Genomic DNA, 14,443 nt, shown 5'->3' on the forward strand with positions numbered 1-14,443 from the left:
GGAAGCCGCAGCTTCCTGAGGATCGTCCGAAGGTTGTGGTCGGCGCCGCACAGCACTGCGTGCATCGCTTTCCCTAGCCCGAGCTTTGACTTCTCAAATAGCCGGAATCCGCATCAGTGCTGGGTTTCGGCTATTTTCTGGGACTATCATGTAGCCATGTAAATTAGTATTTTTATATTGAAGTTCTTTGAATATTTGCTTTAATCAGTGTTCATGTATATCGAACACGTCCCCAACCGCAACTCACCGCCCGCCATCCTGTTGCGCGAGTCCTACCGCGACGGCAACAAGGTGAAGAAGCGCACCCTGGCCAACCTCTCATCGCTGCCCGCCGAGGTCATCGAAGGACTGAAGGTGCTGCTGCGCGGTGGCGTGGCAGTGCCCTCGGCTGAAGAGGCCTTCGTGATCGAGCGCAGCCTGCCGCACGGGCATGTGGCCGCGGTGCTGGGCGCGGCGCGTGCCTGCGGCGCCGAGCAGTGGTTTGCGCCTGCACCGGCCGCACTGCGCGCGGTGCTCATGGCGCTGCTGGTGGCGCGGGTGGTGTCTCCCGCTTCGAAGCTCGCCACCCATCGCATGTTGCGCGACGAGACGGCGACCCACTCGTTGTCGCGCCTCCTGAGCCTGGGGGACGTCGAACTCGAGCAGGCGTACGCCGCGCTAGACTGGCTGGGCGAGGCCCAGGAAGACATCGAGAAGCGGCTGGCGAGCAAGCATCTGGCCGGCAGCATGCTGGTGCTCTATGACCTCACGTCCACGTGGGTGACCGGAGACTGCTGCGAGCTTGCCGCGCGCGGCTACAGCCGCGATGGCAAGCGCGACGATCCGCAGATCGTGTTCGGGTTGGTTTGCACTCCTGAAGGCTGTCCGGTGGCCGTCGAGGTGTTTGCCGGCAACACCGCCGATCCGGCTACCGTGGCCTCGCAGGTGGAGAAACTGCGGGACCGCTATGGCATCGGCAAGATCGCCTGGGTGGGCGACCGGGGCATGCTCACGCAGGCGCGCATCGACACGGTATTGCGCCCGGCGGGGCTGGACTGGGTGAGCAGCCTGCGCGCGCCGCAGGTGAGCGCGCTTGCCCAGGAGAAGGGGCCTTTCCAGCCCTCGCTCTTTGACGAGCGCAACCTGCTGGAGGTAACCAGCGAGGCGTTCCCCGGTGAGCGGCTCATCGTGTGCCGCAATCCGTTGCTGGCCGAGGAGCGGACCCGCAAACGCGAGGACTTGCTGCAGGCCACTGAAGCCGAGCTGGTGAAGATCGCCGAAGCGACCACGCGTGCCCGCAACCGCCTCAAGGGCGCCGATGCCATTGCCCTGCGCGTGGGCCGCGTCATCGACCACTACAGGATGGCCAAGCACTTCGAGCTGAGCTTCGCCGACGAGGGCTTCACGTGGACGCGCAAGGCCGATCAGATCCGGCAAGAGGCGGCGCTCGATGGCCTGTATGTGGTGCGCACCAGCGTGCCCGAACAGGACCTGCCGGCCGAAGCGGCCGTGACGGCGTACAAGGGCCTGGCGGTCGTGGAGCGCGCCTTCCGGTCGCTCAAGACAGTCGATCTGAACGTGCGCCCCATATTCCACTGGAACGCCGAGCGTGTACGGGCGCACGTCTTCCTGTGCATGCTCGCCTACTACGTCGAATGGCACATGCGCGAGACGTTGAAGCCGATGCTGTTTGACGACGAATACATCGAGCTCGCACGCGCAACCCGGCCCTCGCCCGTGGCCAAGGCACGACGTTCGGACCAGGCAAAAGCAAAGGATGCCACGCGGCTTGGCGAGGACGGCTTGCCCGTCCATAGCTTCCGCACGCTGCTCGATGATCTGGCCACGCTCGCCTACAACGTCTGCCACACATCTCTGAACCCGGACGCAAAGATCGTGATGATCACGCGGCCCACACCCGTTCAGGAAAAGGCCTTCCGCCTGCTCAACATCAGCCCTGTTTGTACCCAGTAACCGACTCCCCCCGACACGCGTAACCGCGGCAAGTCAAGGACTTGCGCGCGCCGCGTGCTCAAAGTTCGGCCTAGCGCGTCTTTGAGCCAGTTGCGATCGAGCATTCCGTCTGTGTTCACGAGACCGATCGCTGGCTCGATTGCGCTTCGCCGCCTAATCATCGCGCGTAGTCCGCGCGTGACGCCCGCCGCGAGCCCGGGTGGTATATCTTCACCCCGACGATGGCGACACCTTTATAGCCGCGGTCGACAATGGCGACTTCTTGAGCAGCCGGTATTGCTCATCTCGTTCTTCTGGAGTATCAGATGCATCAAACCAATTTGATTGATCGAGCTAATTACATGATCCCAAGGTGGCACTTCGAGATGTTGCATGATTTCGCTCGGAATGCGGCAATAGAGGCAGCAATCGCATCGTCTGATGTAGGCGGAAAGATTGTTGTGGAAATCGGAACTGAAGCGGGCCTCCCCGCGCTCCTATTCGCTAAATATGGTGCTAAAAGGGTATTCACATGTGAGGTGAATGAGCAAATCGCTAATGTGGCGAGGAAGATAATTCAGAAAAACAACTTTCAGGACCGTATCGTCGTCATTTCAAAGTCATCGAGGCAGGCTATTGTTGATTCTGACCTCCCTTCGGCGCCGGATATAATCTTCACCGAAACGTTGGATTGCGGCGTTGTCGGCGAGGGGTATGAAACGATCGCTCGAGATGTCCGCCAGATTGCGGGGCCTGGCACGATTGTGATGCCAGATCGCATTCAACAATTCGGTTTTCTATGTGCTGACGAAACAGCCTTTGAAAGAAATTCCGTGTTTAACCAATGTGGATTTGACTTTTCTATGTTTAACACGTTTTCTGAAAAATCGTATTTCCCTGTCAATCAAATGGTGCATGATCCGATAAGGATTTCATCATTAATTCTTTTGAAGATATTTGACTATATGAATCCGAGCACTTCGGATGTTGTCGATCACAAAATTTTAATATGCAGATCCGGACTTTGTCACGGAATAACGTCATACTTCGATGCCTATTTTGGTAAGTTTCTTGTCACCTCGAGAGGTCTGACTAGTCATTGGGCGGCCGCTTTTCACCCGTTGCGGGAACCTATGCTAGTCGAGTCAGGGCAGTACTATCAATTGAGGGTTGATAAAACAGGATTGATCGAGCTGAACCGCCCCGGATTTGATCTCAGGATTACCCACAAGTAATGTGATGGTGCTATTCGTTTTGCCTGAATATTCTGTACATCATCGTGATTTCGTGCAGGACAAGAAATCCACGCCAGATGACGGTAGGGCCAGGCGGACGATCATGCTTTCGAGCGAGATATCCGCCGAGTCTGGCGATCCACAAGATGACCTGCGCCAGTGATGGCGGTTTATCAGGTATTTCAGTACTGCCATGCGTACGACAGTAGAGGGCTCGCCACTCGATTGGCTGCAGCAATACTTCGCACGGCAGGTTGCCATCAAGCCTTGCAAGCAACATGGAGTACAGGATCCTCCAGCTTACGACGGCGAACAATGCGGTGGCGCGGACGAATCGATCGAGATTGCCAAATTGGCGGGCTTCAATGCGACAGCCACTTTTAAGCACACGATGCCACGATTCAATCGTCCATCGGCGCGCATACCATGCCAGACGCTCGAGGGCCTCTGCGTGTGTTTGCGTAGGCACCGAAGTCAGTAGAAGCCATTCCAATGGCTCTGCTCCTTCGTCTAAGTTCGTTTCCTGTGCATGAATTGCAAACACTTCAACTTCGGGAAGCTTCTCGCGACGACGATTTTGCGGCGGACGAAGGCGTACGGGCATGCAGCGCACAACCAGCCGTGCGGTGCGTGCCTGGCGGTTTTCGCGTGCAGGCACCTGCAGTTGCGCCTCTCCAAGCACTGGCGAGGCCAGCACGGTTTCCCACAAATATCGATCGGGGTGAGCAACGCGTCGGTTCCACGACGCGCGCACCAACCAGTCGACACCGGCAGGCCGCTGCGCCAGGAAAACGTCATAGACATCGCCTTCACGGTCGCTCACGCCGATGACATGCGTGCACGGACAGTGCGTCTTGAGTACGCCCAGTTGCTCGATGCCTTCGAGCCATTTTGCGCTCTCTTTCTGTTGTACGGTTCGTTGCCCGCGCAGATGTTTCTTGCCCAACTCCTCGTGCCTACGTATCCAGGTCTTCATCCCGATCAGCCCGAGTGGCAGCCCCTCTGGCGTGAGCGCAAGCAGACTGTGTATCAGGAAACCACGCACGTGTGGATCGGAGCCGTATCCCAGACCTTCGGTTGCCCGCAGATGAGACAAATTGAACTCGGTGGTGTCCTGAACAGCAAGGACGACTGGCACCTGTTGCATACGACACAGCGTTTGACCGATGTGCCCACCCAGCACGCCATCGACATCCACGTGCGGGTTGTCGAAAAAACGATATGCCGCCTTCAGCTCCGAACCATTGAACGACTGCGGAAAAGAGCAATGTGGGCCCAACGAAAGCTTGCGTGCCAGCGTCACGAGCCGTCTGGTCAGGCGAGCGTCGCCGAGCTCGGCGGCGCCAAACTCTTCATTTGCCCAATCATCAAGGTCAGAGGTATCCGACAATGCCCGGCATCACAGATCACGAACCGGATCAAAGTTAACATCGGTCGTCACCGTTTACAAGCCATCGCCCTTCAATCGCACAGTCGCGAGCGACTTGTGGGTAATCCTGAGGGATTTGATGGAGGCTCCAACTCTTGAGAAAATGGAGCCATGAACAAGTCGAACAAATTTTCTGCTGAAGTCCGGGAACGTGCAGTGCGCATGGTGCAAGAGCATCGGGGCGAGTATCCGTCCCAGTGGGCGGCGATCGAATCCATCGCCCCCAAGATCGGTTGCACGAGCCAGACATTGCTGGGGTGGGTCAAACGGAATGAAGTCGATAGCGGCGAGCGTGGCGGCGTGACTACGTCCGAACGCGAACGCCTTAAGGCACTGGAACGCGAGAACAGGGAACTGCGCCGTGCCAACGAAATTCTGAAGCTGGCGAGCGCGTTTTTCGCCCAGGCGGAGCTCGACCGCCGCCTGAAGTCCTGAAGGCTTTCATCGATCAGCATCGCGACACCTTCGGGGTCGAGCCGATCTGCAAGGTCTTGCGGATTGCCCCGTCTGGCTACCGGCGCCATGCCGCGCAGCTTCGTGATCCATCGCGGCGCTGTGTTCGCGCAATACGCGATGAACGTCTGCGGCCGGAGATCAAGCGTGTCTGGCAGGCCAACATGCAGGTCTACGGTGCGGATAAAGTCTGGAAGCAGATGAACCGGGAGCGTATCGCGGTGGCTCGCTGCACGGTTGAACGGCTGATGAGGCAACTGGGTCTGCGTGGTGTGATGCGAGGCAAGCGTGTCCGCACGACCGTTCCTGACACCATAGCCCCGCGCCCGCTGGATCGGGTCAATCGCCAGTTCAAGGCGGCACGGCCAAACCAGCTCGGGGTTTCGGATTTCACCTACGTTTCGACGTGGCAGGGCTGGCTCTATGTGGCCTTCGTGATCGACGTGTTCGCCCGGCGCATCGTCGGCTGGCGCGTCAGTTCGTCGATGACTACAGACTTCGTTCTGGATGCACTTGAACAGGCACTTTATGCGCGGCGGCCAGGCGGCGATGGAACGCTGATACACCACTCCGACAGAGGATCGCAATATATCAGCATTCGCTATAGCGAGCGACTGGCCGAGGCGGGCATCGAGCCCTCGGTTGGTAGCCGTGGCGACAGTTACGATAACGCGCTGGCTGAGACGATCAACGGTTTGTACAAGGCCGAACTGATTCATCGTCACACATGGAAAACACGAGAATCCGTCGAGATGGCAACGCTGGAATGGGTGGCCTGGTTCAATCATCATCGATTGATGGCACCTCTCGCACCCCCTTCTGGGGAAATTACAGGCGGCATTGACAAAGATCTCGCCGCCAGGGTCCTGTGCGACAACTTGCAGGCCTTGACCACCCTGACGGCCCACGCCTGCCATGAATTGCCGCCCGACCGGCGCATCAACCGCGCTTACGTGCATTCCGTGCTCAAGGCTCTACTGCCATCCCTGTTGCGCGGCATCGCCGCGGCGACCTCGCGGGCGGACGCGCTGGCCTTCATCGCACGCCATACCTTCCATCATCGACCAGGAATCTCAAAGCAACGGAAACCCCGCTCGAAACCCCACAAATTCATGACGCAAAAGCCTTGCTGCAAGATCTTTATTTCTTAACTTAAGTGGATTGACTGTGGAGGCGGTTGGGATTTATATGCAAGGTATCTAGACATCATGTATGGACCTGCCGCACCTCAAGGTACGCGGATTAAGCTTGAGGTGGGTTACACCGCGGCTCAGAGCCGCATTGAGGGGGCAGGTCATGAACAAGTTTAGCAAGTACGTGGGCCTGGATGTACATCAGGAGACGATTGCCGTGGCGGTTGCCGACACGGCTGGCGAGGTGCGGTATGTGGGCGAGATCGTGAACACACCTGAGGCCATTGCGAAACTGGTTACGCAGCTCAGGCGGGGCACGGGTCGACTGGCGTTCTGCTAAGAAGCCGGTCCCTGCGGCTACACAATTTGCCGACAGCTGCGTGATCTGAAGCGGGAATGGCAGGTCGTGGCGCCCTCGCTGATTCCAAAGAAGCCGGGCGAACGCGTCAAGACAGACCGACGCGATGCCCTGAGCCTTTGACTATCTGTCTCACGCCGCTTTTCGCAGCGTTTTTACTTAAACAAGGTCACTGCTTAACCCGTTTGCGTCCACGAGTTCCGACCGACCTCATAACCGATATGGGTCGGCTCAACATATAGAAGTTGAGTTACTTCTCATCCATGTTCGCGAGGAACACGCGGCCGCTCGACGTGCAATGCAAACGCGTACGATGCCCCTTCTGGAAATTGAGTGTCAGAGGCGAATCGCCTATTGCGCTATAGACGTAAACCACCTCTGATTCGCGCATGAACGCCAAGACTCACGGTTTCCGAAGTGCGCCTTGAAAGCTCCATGAAAAGTGTGTGGACGGCCCTTGCGAAAAGGAAGTGGTGAGTACGTTGGTTGCGAGCTCCATCAATCGCGGACCAACTTGATAGTGCCCGTGTTCGATGCCGTGCTTGAGAAAGCCGAGCTCCTCAAGATTGCTCACGAGACGGTGAGCCGTCGTTTTCGAGATGCCGAGTGCAGTGATGATATCGACAGTCGACACCCGTCCTATGGACGTGTTCACACTATTTGAGCCCATCGACAATGAGGGCGAAATTGATGAAGGCGAGGAACATCACGTCCAGCTTGTCGAATCGGGAGAAGATGCGGCGAAAGCCTTTGAGGCGGCGAAACAGGCGTTCCACTTCGTTTCTGCGCTTGTACATTTCGCGATCATATTCCCACGGTTCAAGCCGGTTGCTTTTGGGTGGAACAACCGGAATGAATCCCAGGTCGAGCGCCAGTTGTCGTGTTTCGTCGCCTTCATACGCCTTGTCCATCAGCAGATGCAGTGGCCGATTGGGCGAGCCGAGTCTTTGCAACAGGGCGCGCCCCTCTGGCGCATCGCCTGCCTGGCCGGGAGACAGGGAGAACGTTATGGCTGTTCGAGCATCCGCGGCAACCATATGAATCTTGGTGGTCCATCCACCTCGGGACTTTCCGATTGCTTGAGGTCCGTTTTTTTTAATGCACCGGTGCCATCAGGATGAACCTTTATCATCGTGCTATCCAGCGAGACCGCTTCGATCCTGATGCGAATGACCTGCTCACGCTGCAATTCAGTGAACACACGATCCAGCACGCCATTCCTGGACCAGCGGTTCATTCGTGCGTAGATCGTGTGCCACCGACCAAAACGTTTGGGCAGTCCACGCCATTTGCAACCGTGCTCGGCCACATAAAGAATCGCATTCAGCACCTGCAGGTTTGTCAGGCTTACATTGCCGCGCTGTCGCGGCAGGCAATGCTCGATCCGCTGATATTGGGTTTCGGTGATTTCCATCACCGAAGTATACGATCAAATACGATTAGTGTGAACACGCCCTTCTATGGGGAACTGAAAGTCAAGTCCGGTTCACGATAAACATTCTGTTATGCGAAGTAAGTCTCCTTGTTCGGTCTCTACCGCCAGCCTGCGCGGTCACTTACCATGACCAGCCGCAGGCTGGCGGTAGAGACCGATGCGTGAAGGACGGTACCGACGCTCATCGCGTAAGCCTTGTTGCAGCCTGGCATGTCAATGTCATTCAGGTCAGGGTATCTGTTGACCGGTCAGTGCCGGGTCGACCTTCTATCCGTGCCGACCTGACAGGTCGGTCACCTTATGCCGCATGCGCGAAGCGCTGGAGCTACCCTGTTACCGACGCGCCCCATCTAGGGAAACGGCCACCCGCAGTGGGTAGCCCGAGCGTGTTTCGGGCGCGTTGACCTTTACATGCTGTTGCTGCATCCGACGTCATTCAATCATTCAGGCCCTCACGGTGTTGACGTCGCGCGGCTTGAGTATCGCGCCGGCGGGGATCTCGCCGTACTCGAGATAACGCCACAGGGCGATCGCCAGACGGCGTGCGAGCGCGACGATACCGACGCGCCGCATCCGCTTGCCGGCGCCGCCAAAGCGCTGGTTGAACCAGTGGCTGAGCTCGCTGCCGGGCTGCAGGCGCAGCCAGCTCCAGGCGAGCTCCACCATCAGCCAGCGACATCGCCGGTTGCCCGCCTTGCTGATACCGAGTTCAACCGCGCTGGTGCCGCTGGCATACGGCGTCGGCGTCAGGCCCAGACAGCCGGCCAGTTCGCGACGGTTGCGAAACTGCCGCCAGCCGAACAGTTCCCTGACCAGGGTCCACGCGCTGCCTGAACCGATGCCAGCAAGCTGTGCGAGCAGCGCCATGGCGGGATGTGCGCCGCTGCGCACCTGCCGGTCCTGCTGCACTTCGAGCAGACGGATTTGCTGGCGCACCAGCGCGAGCCGCTCACATTCGCGCTCAATCTCGGCGCGCAGACCGGGCGCCAGCAGCTCGCGCTGACGGGTCCACCAGTGCGTCCAGATGCGACCGCCGACAGACCTGACCCGAAGGTTGTGCAGAACCAGCAGGGAACGGATCCGGTTGGTGTGCGCTGTACGCTCTTTCCGCAGGCGTTCGAGTTCGCGGTGCAGGCGGCGGTCGTCCTCCTGCTCGGGTGTGGGAATGCGTGCCACCGCCCATACGCGCCGCTCGCCCGCGTAATAGCGCATGAGCATCGACAGCAGCTTGTCGCTGTCAAGCCGGTCTGTCTTGGCACGACGCGCACGGCGGTTCACCTCGATGCTGGCCGAATCGACCACGAGATTGACGATGCCCTGTTCAGTCAGCCAGCGGTGCAGCCAGAAGCCGTCGCGGCCTGCTTCATAACAGCTGTAGACGGGTGCGTCGGCGCCGAGATGGCAACGCGCCCTGGCGTTGGCGATGGCGGTGAGAACCGCCGTGGTATCACCGGCGGCGACCGTATAGCGGCTGGGCGCGCGCTGGCCATCACCCAGTGAGAGCTTCCAGTTCTTCTCGCCCAGTTCAAAAGCCATGTACAGGCGGCCACCTGCCGTCGTATTCTGCCCACGGAGGGCTGTGTCAGGCGCATCCATTTGCGTGCTCCTTCGGAGAAAACGAGTGTGCAAGTCCCGTTTTACTCCAGTCGGGCTTACTGTCGCCGCCCTCCCACATAGCATCTAGTTGAGCCGTCGTCTCGATGATGTGGAAGGCTCGCTCGGCAGATGGCTCGCTTAAGAATCCTTGCCCTGACGCTTCGGGCGCAGTCACTCGCTCCCGACACAGAGCAGCGTGCAAAGCTCGCAGATGCGTAGTCCGGCCACGGCCGGCTTCTCAATCAGTCTTCGTGCCAGTGTCAAAAGTTGGAAACACATTGCGCACGACGCGGCATGAGATGGATGCCAGCCAGCATGCAGCGCACCGATCCGCCGGCCAGTTCGATCGTCGGGACATCGAGCGGCAGCAGCCGCGCCGAGCGCTCGATCGTTGCGCGCTGGTCAGGCATGAGGTAATCGAACGCGCGCCGCGACAGCGCGAGCACGCGCCCGTTCTTGCCCGACAGTTCCAGCGTATTGCCGGCGAAATTCGCGATCTGCAATTGATCGAGCGCAATCACCGTGCGTCCCGTTTCGGTCAGGCGGCGCGCGATTTCGTCGCGGCGGCGGTGGTCGGCGATCAGGTCGAGTCCGACCATGGCGAACTCGGTTGCGACGCTCATCATCACGTTCGTATGGTAGATCGGCCGGCCCTCCGCGTCGGCCGTATCGAAGCAGATTGGCTCGAAATTGAAGTGCGTGCAGAAGCGTTCGAGCGCGACCGGATCGGCGCGGCGCGAGCGCGCGGTGTACGCGATCCGCGCGACATGGTCGAGCACCATCGCGCCGGTTCCTTCGAGGAACACGTCGTCGTATTCGAGCCCTGAATAGTCGATCACGTCCTGCACGCGGTACTCGTTCTTGAGCATATCAATGACGTCCGAGCGCCGCTCACGGCGGCGGTTGGGGCTATGCATCGGATACAGCGCAATGTGCCCTCCTGCATGCGTCGAGAACCAGTTGTTCGGGAACACGGAATCGGGCGTGTCGCATTCGCCGTGGTCGTCGAACACATGCACGCGCACGCCCGCGTCGGCGAGCGTCTGCGCAGCGGCCGTGACTTCGTCACGCGCGGCGGCGGATACCGACGGCGGGGCGCCCGCGTCCTCGTCGGCCGTGCGCTGGAATGTGTTGTCGGCCGCGGTCTGCGGGTTCGGCAGGAAGCCGTGAGGCCGGATCATCACGACTGCGGCCGGCGCCTGGATCGATACTAGATTCATGAAGGGTTGGAGCGATAGACAAGGGACCGGGCGGCGCGTGCCGCCCGCGCAGGACGGTCAGCGCGCGAACGCGGCGACGGCTTCGGTCACGAACGGCGCGTGGCCGTGCGCAGTCGCGGCAGGACCGTCGATCAGCGCGAACAAGTTCTTCGGATCGACGGCCGGCGGAATCAGCGCAATCTCGACCCCTGCGTTGTGCTGCTGCGTGAGCGCGTACAGGTAGCGTAGCGCCGAGTAGTCCTCGAGCGCGAAGCCGACCGAGTCGAACACTGTGATTTCGTCCGCGCGCTCGCGGCCGGTCGTCTCGCCCTGCAGCACGCGCCACAGTTCGGTCACCGGGAAGTCGGCCGGCATCTGCTGGATATCGCCCTCGATGCGCGACTGCGGCTCGAACTCGACGAACACGTGACTCGCGCGCAGCACGTCCGCTTCCAGTTCGGTCTTGCCAGGGCAGTCGCCGCCCACGGCGTTCAGGTGCATGCCGGGCTCGATCATGTCGGCCGTGACGATCGTCGCGTAGGCCTTGTCGGCCGTGACCGTCGTCACGATGTCGGCGCCGCGCACCGCGTCGGCGGTCGACGCGGCGCGCACGACGCGCAGCGCCGGATACGCGGCGAGGTTGCGCACGAGCTTGTCGGTCGCGAGCGGATCGACGTCGAACACGCGGATTTCGTCGATGCCGAGCAGCGTGTGGAACGCGATCGCCTGGAACTCGCTCTGCGCGCCATTGCCGATCAGCGCCATCGTGCGCGAGTCGGGCCGGGCGAGCGCCTGTGCGGCGAGCACAGACGTCGCGGCGGTACGCAGCGCGGTCGTCAGCGTGAGCTCGGCGAGCAGCAGCGGGTAGCCGGTGTCGACTTCGGCAAGCGCGCCAAACGCCATCACCGTGTGCATTCCGCGCGCGGCGTTGACGGGATGGCCGTTCACATACTTGAACGCGAACAGCGACGCGTTCGCGACGGGCATCAGCTCGATCACGCCGTCGCGGGAGTGGCACGCGACGCGCGGTGACTTGTCGAAGTCGGCCCAGTGCAGGTAGTCGGCACGCAGTGTGTCGACGAGTTCGCGAAGGAACGGCGTGACGCCAGTCCTGGCGATCAGTCGAGCGGTGGCGGGAACGTCGAGGAAACGTGTCATTGGTTTATCTCCTAGAGTGAGCGCGGCGAAAACGACCGCTCGATGGAGACATTGTTGCAGGGGAGGGTACCAGCAGATAGATAACAAAATCGTCAAATTTCTCGATAAGCTATTCAGAATGCTCGCTCTGATTCGGCAACATGATCGGTTCGCGCTGGTCGAGCAGGGCCAGACGCGACATGCTTGCGGCTGGATGACATCTAACAGGAGCGACAAGTTCGATGGTTACTCTCGACGACGTAGATCGTCAGCTAATCGCGCTGCTGCGCGATAACGCGCGGCTGTCGGTCGTCGCGCTCTCGAAGACTTTGCGCATCGCGCGGGCGACCGTGCAGAACCGGATTACTCGACTCGAGAAAGCCGGGGTGATCATCGGCTATACCGTTCGGCTGAAGCCCGCAGTCGAGCGCCATCGCATCCGTGCGCTTATGTCGATCGCGGTGCAGGGCAATCGTGCCGCCGAAGTCGTGAAACTTCTGCGCGGGCATCCGAACGTCGTCTCGATCCATAGTACAAACGGCCGTTGGGACCTTGTCGTCGAATTGCATGCCGATTCGCTGGAACATTTCGATCGCGTGCTCGGCGCTGTTCGTCTTGTTGACGGAATCGCGAACTCTGAGACGAGCATTCTCTTGTCGACGCACAAAGTTTGAACACGTCATGACTGTATCGGCTCACGAGGAAAGCGCTTTCGTGGGCATTCTTCCGATGCCACTCACTTTCTTCACGCAGCCGATTCGGCTATAAAAAATAAGAAATTCGACCGGAATCGTCGCGCTTGAACACCAAGTCGACCGCAATGGCGAGATACGCTGGCCGATAATTGCTTCGAATCCGGAAGGCTGATATCCCATAACGGGTAGCCTACGCCGGTTATTGTGGAAAGAGAGTCAAATGAAATTCACACAGGCAATCGTTCGTCGTCCCGCCGCATCCTGCGTCGACGGCCTAACTAACGCGGAACTCGGTCAAGCCGACTACACAAAGACCCTGCAGCAGTTCGAGGAATACTGCGCGAAGTTGAGCGAATTGGGTCTTGAGCTCACGGAATTGCCCTCGCTTGATGCATTTCCGGATGCTCACTTCGTTGAAGACGTAGCAGTGATTACGCCGGAATTCGCCGTGCTGACGCGTCCAGGAGCGCCCGCACGCAGCGGCGAAACAAAGGCGATCGAAGTCCCGCTGGCCGCATGCCGTGAGGTCAAGCCGATGCGTGACGGGCACCTTGATGGCGGCGACGTAATGCTGATCGGCAAGCGTTTCTTCGTCGGACTTTCGGCCCGTACCGACGTAGCGGGCGTGCGCGCGTTCAAGGACATCGTGTCGCACTTTGGTTACGACGTCGAGGCAATGCCAATCGGTGCCAGCCTGCATCTGAAGTCGTCCGTGAACTACCTTGGAGACGAGACACTCCTTGTTTGCGACGTGCTCGCCAACCAATCCGTATTCGAGAAGTTCCATCGGATTGCCGTTGATATGGCCGATGAATATGCGTGTAACACGCTCGAAGTGAACGGCGAACTCATCACTCCGGCAGGTTACCCGCGGGTGCAAGAGCGCCTGGAAGCGCTTGGTATGCCGCTGCACGTGCTCGACGCTAGCGAGTTCCGCAAGATGGACGGCGGTCTGACCTGCCTGTCGCTGCGCTTCTAGGACAGTATCGGCCCGGGCGAAAAATGCGGACGTTTCCATCGAACGCCAGCTTGCGTAAAGAACGATCCGCTGGATAATGCTTGTACGGGCGATTGGGTGGCGCTCACGAAAGGACCTGCCCGGGAGGACGTGTACATGACGGAAGGGAAAATCCAGCTCGACAAGATCGACCAACGGATCATCGATATCTTGCGGCTTGATGGGCGCATTTCGTACCGGGAACTATCTGAAAGGGTAAATCTGACGCCACGGCCGTGCCAAGCGCGCGTTCAGCGACTGGAGGCACTCGGTGTGATAAAGGGGTACCGCGCGGTAGTGCGGCTGCCTCAAGACGAGCCTCCGGTTATCTTACTTGCGCAAATTGCGCTCGGCGATCACGTGCGCTCTCAAGAGATGTTCGAGGAAGAAGTGCGCTCCAATCCCGCAGTGCTCGACTGCTGGCTGGTCAGCGGCGTATTCGATTTTCTGGTGCGGATCGCGTGCCGTAATCTCGCCGAGTATCATGCTCTGGCGAATGCATGGCTCGCGAATCCGCGGTTCAATGTCGAGAAGGTCACAACGACAACCGAACTTCAGACGATCAAGCGCAGTACCGGTTGAAAAGTGATCGATACAGCGGTATTGCGCCGGTCGGGCGGTACGGCGCTGGCGGGTCGCGCACAGTTGACCGCTACTGGCATGCGATATCGGATCGATCATGTTGGGTCCATCACACCGACTCATACGGAAGTCTTTCCTCGGCCGCCCCGTCCTCGGGCCCTCATAGCGATCTGACGTGGCCCTGGGCGCGCCCCCCGGGCAATCCCAGACTCTTGTTTCCGGATGACGCCGATGTCAGCAAGCTATCGCTCTCGGTGCTCGA

The 14,443-nt window shown here is 59.6% G+C and carries 11 protein-coding genes, 3 pseudogenes and 1 other annotated feature; of the genes and pseudogenes, 8 read left to right on the top strand and 6 right to left on the bottom strand.

What is annotated here, in order from left to right:
* Positions 1-213 precede the first annotated feature (213 nt).
* Positions 214-1,953 carry an IS1634 family transposase gene (locus tag B0G77_RS38750; RefSeq protein ID WP_133667181.1) on the top strand — a complete coding sequence of 580 codons (1,740 nt, stop codon included), beginning with the start codon at positions 214-216 and terminating at the stop codon, positions 1,951-1,953.
* A 68-nt stretch (positions 1,954-2,021) separates the two neighbouring features.
* On the opposite strand, the pseudogene B0G77_RS38755 reads toward B0G77_RS38750, so the two are convergent.
* Positions 2,022-2,215: pseudogene (locus B0G77_RS38755) on the bottom strand (IS5/IS1182 family transposase); the annotation flags it as partial.
* Positions 2,216-2,258: 43 nt separating this feature from the next.
* Here B0G77_RS38755 and B0G77_RS38760 point away from each other — a divergent pair.
* Positions 2,259-3,167, top strand: coding sequence for a ribonucleotide-diphosphate reductase subunit beta (locus B0G77_RS38760; RefSeq protein ID WP_133667182.1), 909 nt, complete (start codon positions 2,259-2,261; stop codon positions 3,165-3,167).
* Between the two features lie 10 nt (positions 3,168-3,177).
* On the opposite strand, the gene B0G77_RS38765 is transcribed toward B0G77_RS38760, so the two are convergent.
* Positions 3,178-4,557, bottom strand: a complete 1,380-nt coding sequence (locus tag B0G77_RS38765) for an IS4 family transposase (RefSeq protein ID WP_133667183.1) — start codon at positions 4,555-4,557, stop codon at positions 3,178-3,180.
* Positions 4,558-4,707: 150 nt separating this feature from the next.
* On the opposite strand from B0G77_RS38765, the pseudogene B0G77_RS38770 reads away from it, so the two are divergent.
* The 3 genes and pseudogenes from B0G77_RS38770 to B0G77_RS45050 all read left to right on the top strand — a co-directional run.
* A pseudogene (locus B0G77_RS38770) lies at positions 4,708-5,852 on the top strand (IS3 family transposase); the annotation flags it as partial.
* Positions 4,986-5,102, top strand: a sequence feature (AL1L pseudoknot). It overlaps the preceding pseudogene by 117 nt.
* A gap of 493 nt (positions 5,853-6,345) precedes the next feature.
* Positions 6,346-6,522, top strand: coding sequence for a hypothetical protein (locus tag B0G77_RS45045; protein WP_243751460.1), 177 nt, complete (start codon positions 6,346-6,348; stop codon positions 6,520-6,522).
* A pseudogene (locus B0G77_RS45050) lies at positions 6,523-6,660 on the top strand (IS110 family transposase); the annotation flags it as partial. It lies immediately after the preceding gene.
* A 536-nt stretch (positions 6,661-7,196) separates the two neighbouring features.
* Here B0G77_RS45050 and B0G77_RS38785 read toward each other — a convergent pair.
* The 4 genes from B0G77_RS38785 to B0G77_RS38800 all read right to left on the bottom strand — a co-directional run bounded on the left by B0G77_RS38785 (position 7,197) and on the right by B0G77_RS38800 (position 11,928).
* Positions 7,197-7,954 (bottom strand): IS5 family transposase gene (locus B0G77_RS38785; protein WP_133667185.1). Its coding sequence is split into 2 segments (ribosomal slippage): positions 7,197-7,639 and positions 7,639-7,954, totalling 759 coding nucleotides; the frame shifts between segments, so codons are not numbered across the junction.
* A gap of 465 nt (positions 7,955-8,419) precedes the next feature.
* On the bottom strand, positions 8,420-9,571 hold the full coding sequence (locus B0G77_RS38790) for an IS110 family transposase (protein ID WP_243751461.1): 1,152 nt from the start codon (positions 9,569-9,571) through the stop codon (positions 8,420-8,422).
* Positions 9,572-9,831: 260 nt separating this feature from the next.
* A complete protein-coding gene (locus tag B0G77_RS38795; protein WP_133667186.1) occupies positions 9,832-10,791 on the bottom strand; it encodes an arginine deiminase-related protein in 960 nt (319 codons plus the stop codon).
* Positions 10,792-10,848: 57 nt separating this feature from the next.
* Complete coding sequence (locus B0G77_RS38800; RefSeq protein WP_133667187.1) at positions 10,849-11,928, bottom strand: ornithine cyclodeaminase; 1,080 nt, start codon at positions 11,926-11,928, stop codon at positions 10,849-10,851.
* A gap of 221 nt (positions 11,929-12,149) precedes the next feature.
* On the opposite strand from B0G77_RS38800, the gene B0G77_RS38805 reads away from it, so the two are divergent.
* The 3 genes from B0G77_RS38805 (at position 12,150) to B0G77_RS38815 (ending at position 14,181) form a co-directional block, all read left to right on the top strand.
* Positions 12,150-12,581 (top strand): Lrp/AsnC family transcriptional regulator, encoded by a 432-nt coding sequence (locus B0G77_RS38805; RefSeq protein ID WP_133667188.1) that lies wholly within the window; start codon positions 12,150-12,152, stop codon positions 12,579-12,581.
* 241 nt (positions 12,582-12,822) lie between these two features.
* Complete coding sequence (locus tag B0G77_RS38810; RefSeq protein ID WP_133667189.1) at positions 12,823-13,581, top strand: amidinotransferase; 759 nt, start codon at positions 12,823-12,825, stop codon at positions 13,579-13,581.
* Positions 13,582-13,716: 135 nt separating this feature from the next.
* Positions 13,717-14,181 (top strand): Lrp/AsnC family transcriptional regulator, encoded by a 465-nt coding sequence (locus tag B0G77_RS38815; RefSeq protein WP_133667190.1) that lies wholly within the window; start codon positions 13,717-13,719, stop codon positions 14,179-14,181.
* Positions 14,182-14,443 lie beyond the last annotated feature (262 nt).

This window comes from Paraburkholderia sp. BL10I2N1, from assembly GCF_004361815.1.
GTDB lineage: Bacteria > Pseudomonadota > Gammaproteobacteria > Burkholderiales > Burkholderiaceae > Paraburkholderia.

Bases quoted from the DNA above. Each gene is read 5' to 3' on its own strand.
- B0G77_RS38750 (WP_133667181.1), top strand. From the start codon at position 214: ATGTATATCGAACACGTCCCCAACCGCAACTCACCGCCCGCCATCCTG.
- B0G77_RS38760 (WP_133667182.1), top strand. From the start codon at position 2,259: ATGCATCAAACCAATTTGATTGATCGAGCTAATTACATGATCCCAAGG.
- B0G77_RS45045 (WP_243751460.1), top strand. From the start codon at position 6,346: ATGAACAAGTTTAGCAAGTACGTGGGCCTGGATGTACATCAGGAGACG.
- B0G77_RS38790 (WP_243751461.1), bottom strand. From the start codon at position 9,571: ATGGATGCGCCTGACACAGCCCTCCGTGGGCAGAATACGACGGCAGGT.
- B0G77_RS38795 (WP_133667186.1), bottom strand. From the start codon at position 10,791: ATGAATCTAGTATCGATCCAGGCGCCGGCCGCAGTCGTGATGATCCGG.
- B0G77_RS38800 (WP_133667187.1), bottom strand. From the start codon at position 11,928: ATGACACGTTTCCTCGACGTTCCCGCCACCGCTCGACTGATCGCCAGG.
- B0G77_RS38805 (WP_133667188.1), top strand. From the start codon at position 12,150: ATGGTTACTCTCGACGACGTAGATCGTCAGCTAATCGCGCTGCTGCGC.
- B0G77_RS38810 (WP_133667189.1), top strand. From the start codon at position 12,823: ATGAAATTCACACAGGCAATCGTTCGTCGTCCCGCCGCATCCTGCGTC.
- B0G77_RS38815 (WP_133667190.1), top strand. From the start codon at position 13,717: ATGACGGAAGGGAAAATCCAGCTCGACAAGATCGACCAACGGATCATC.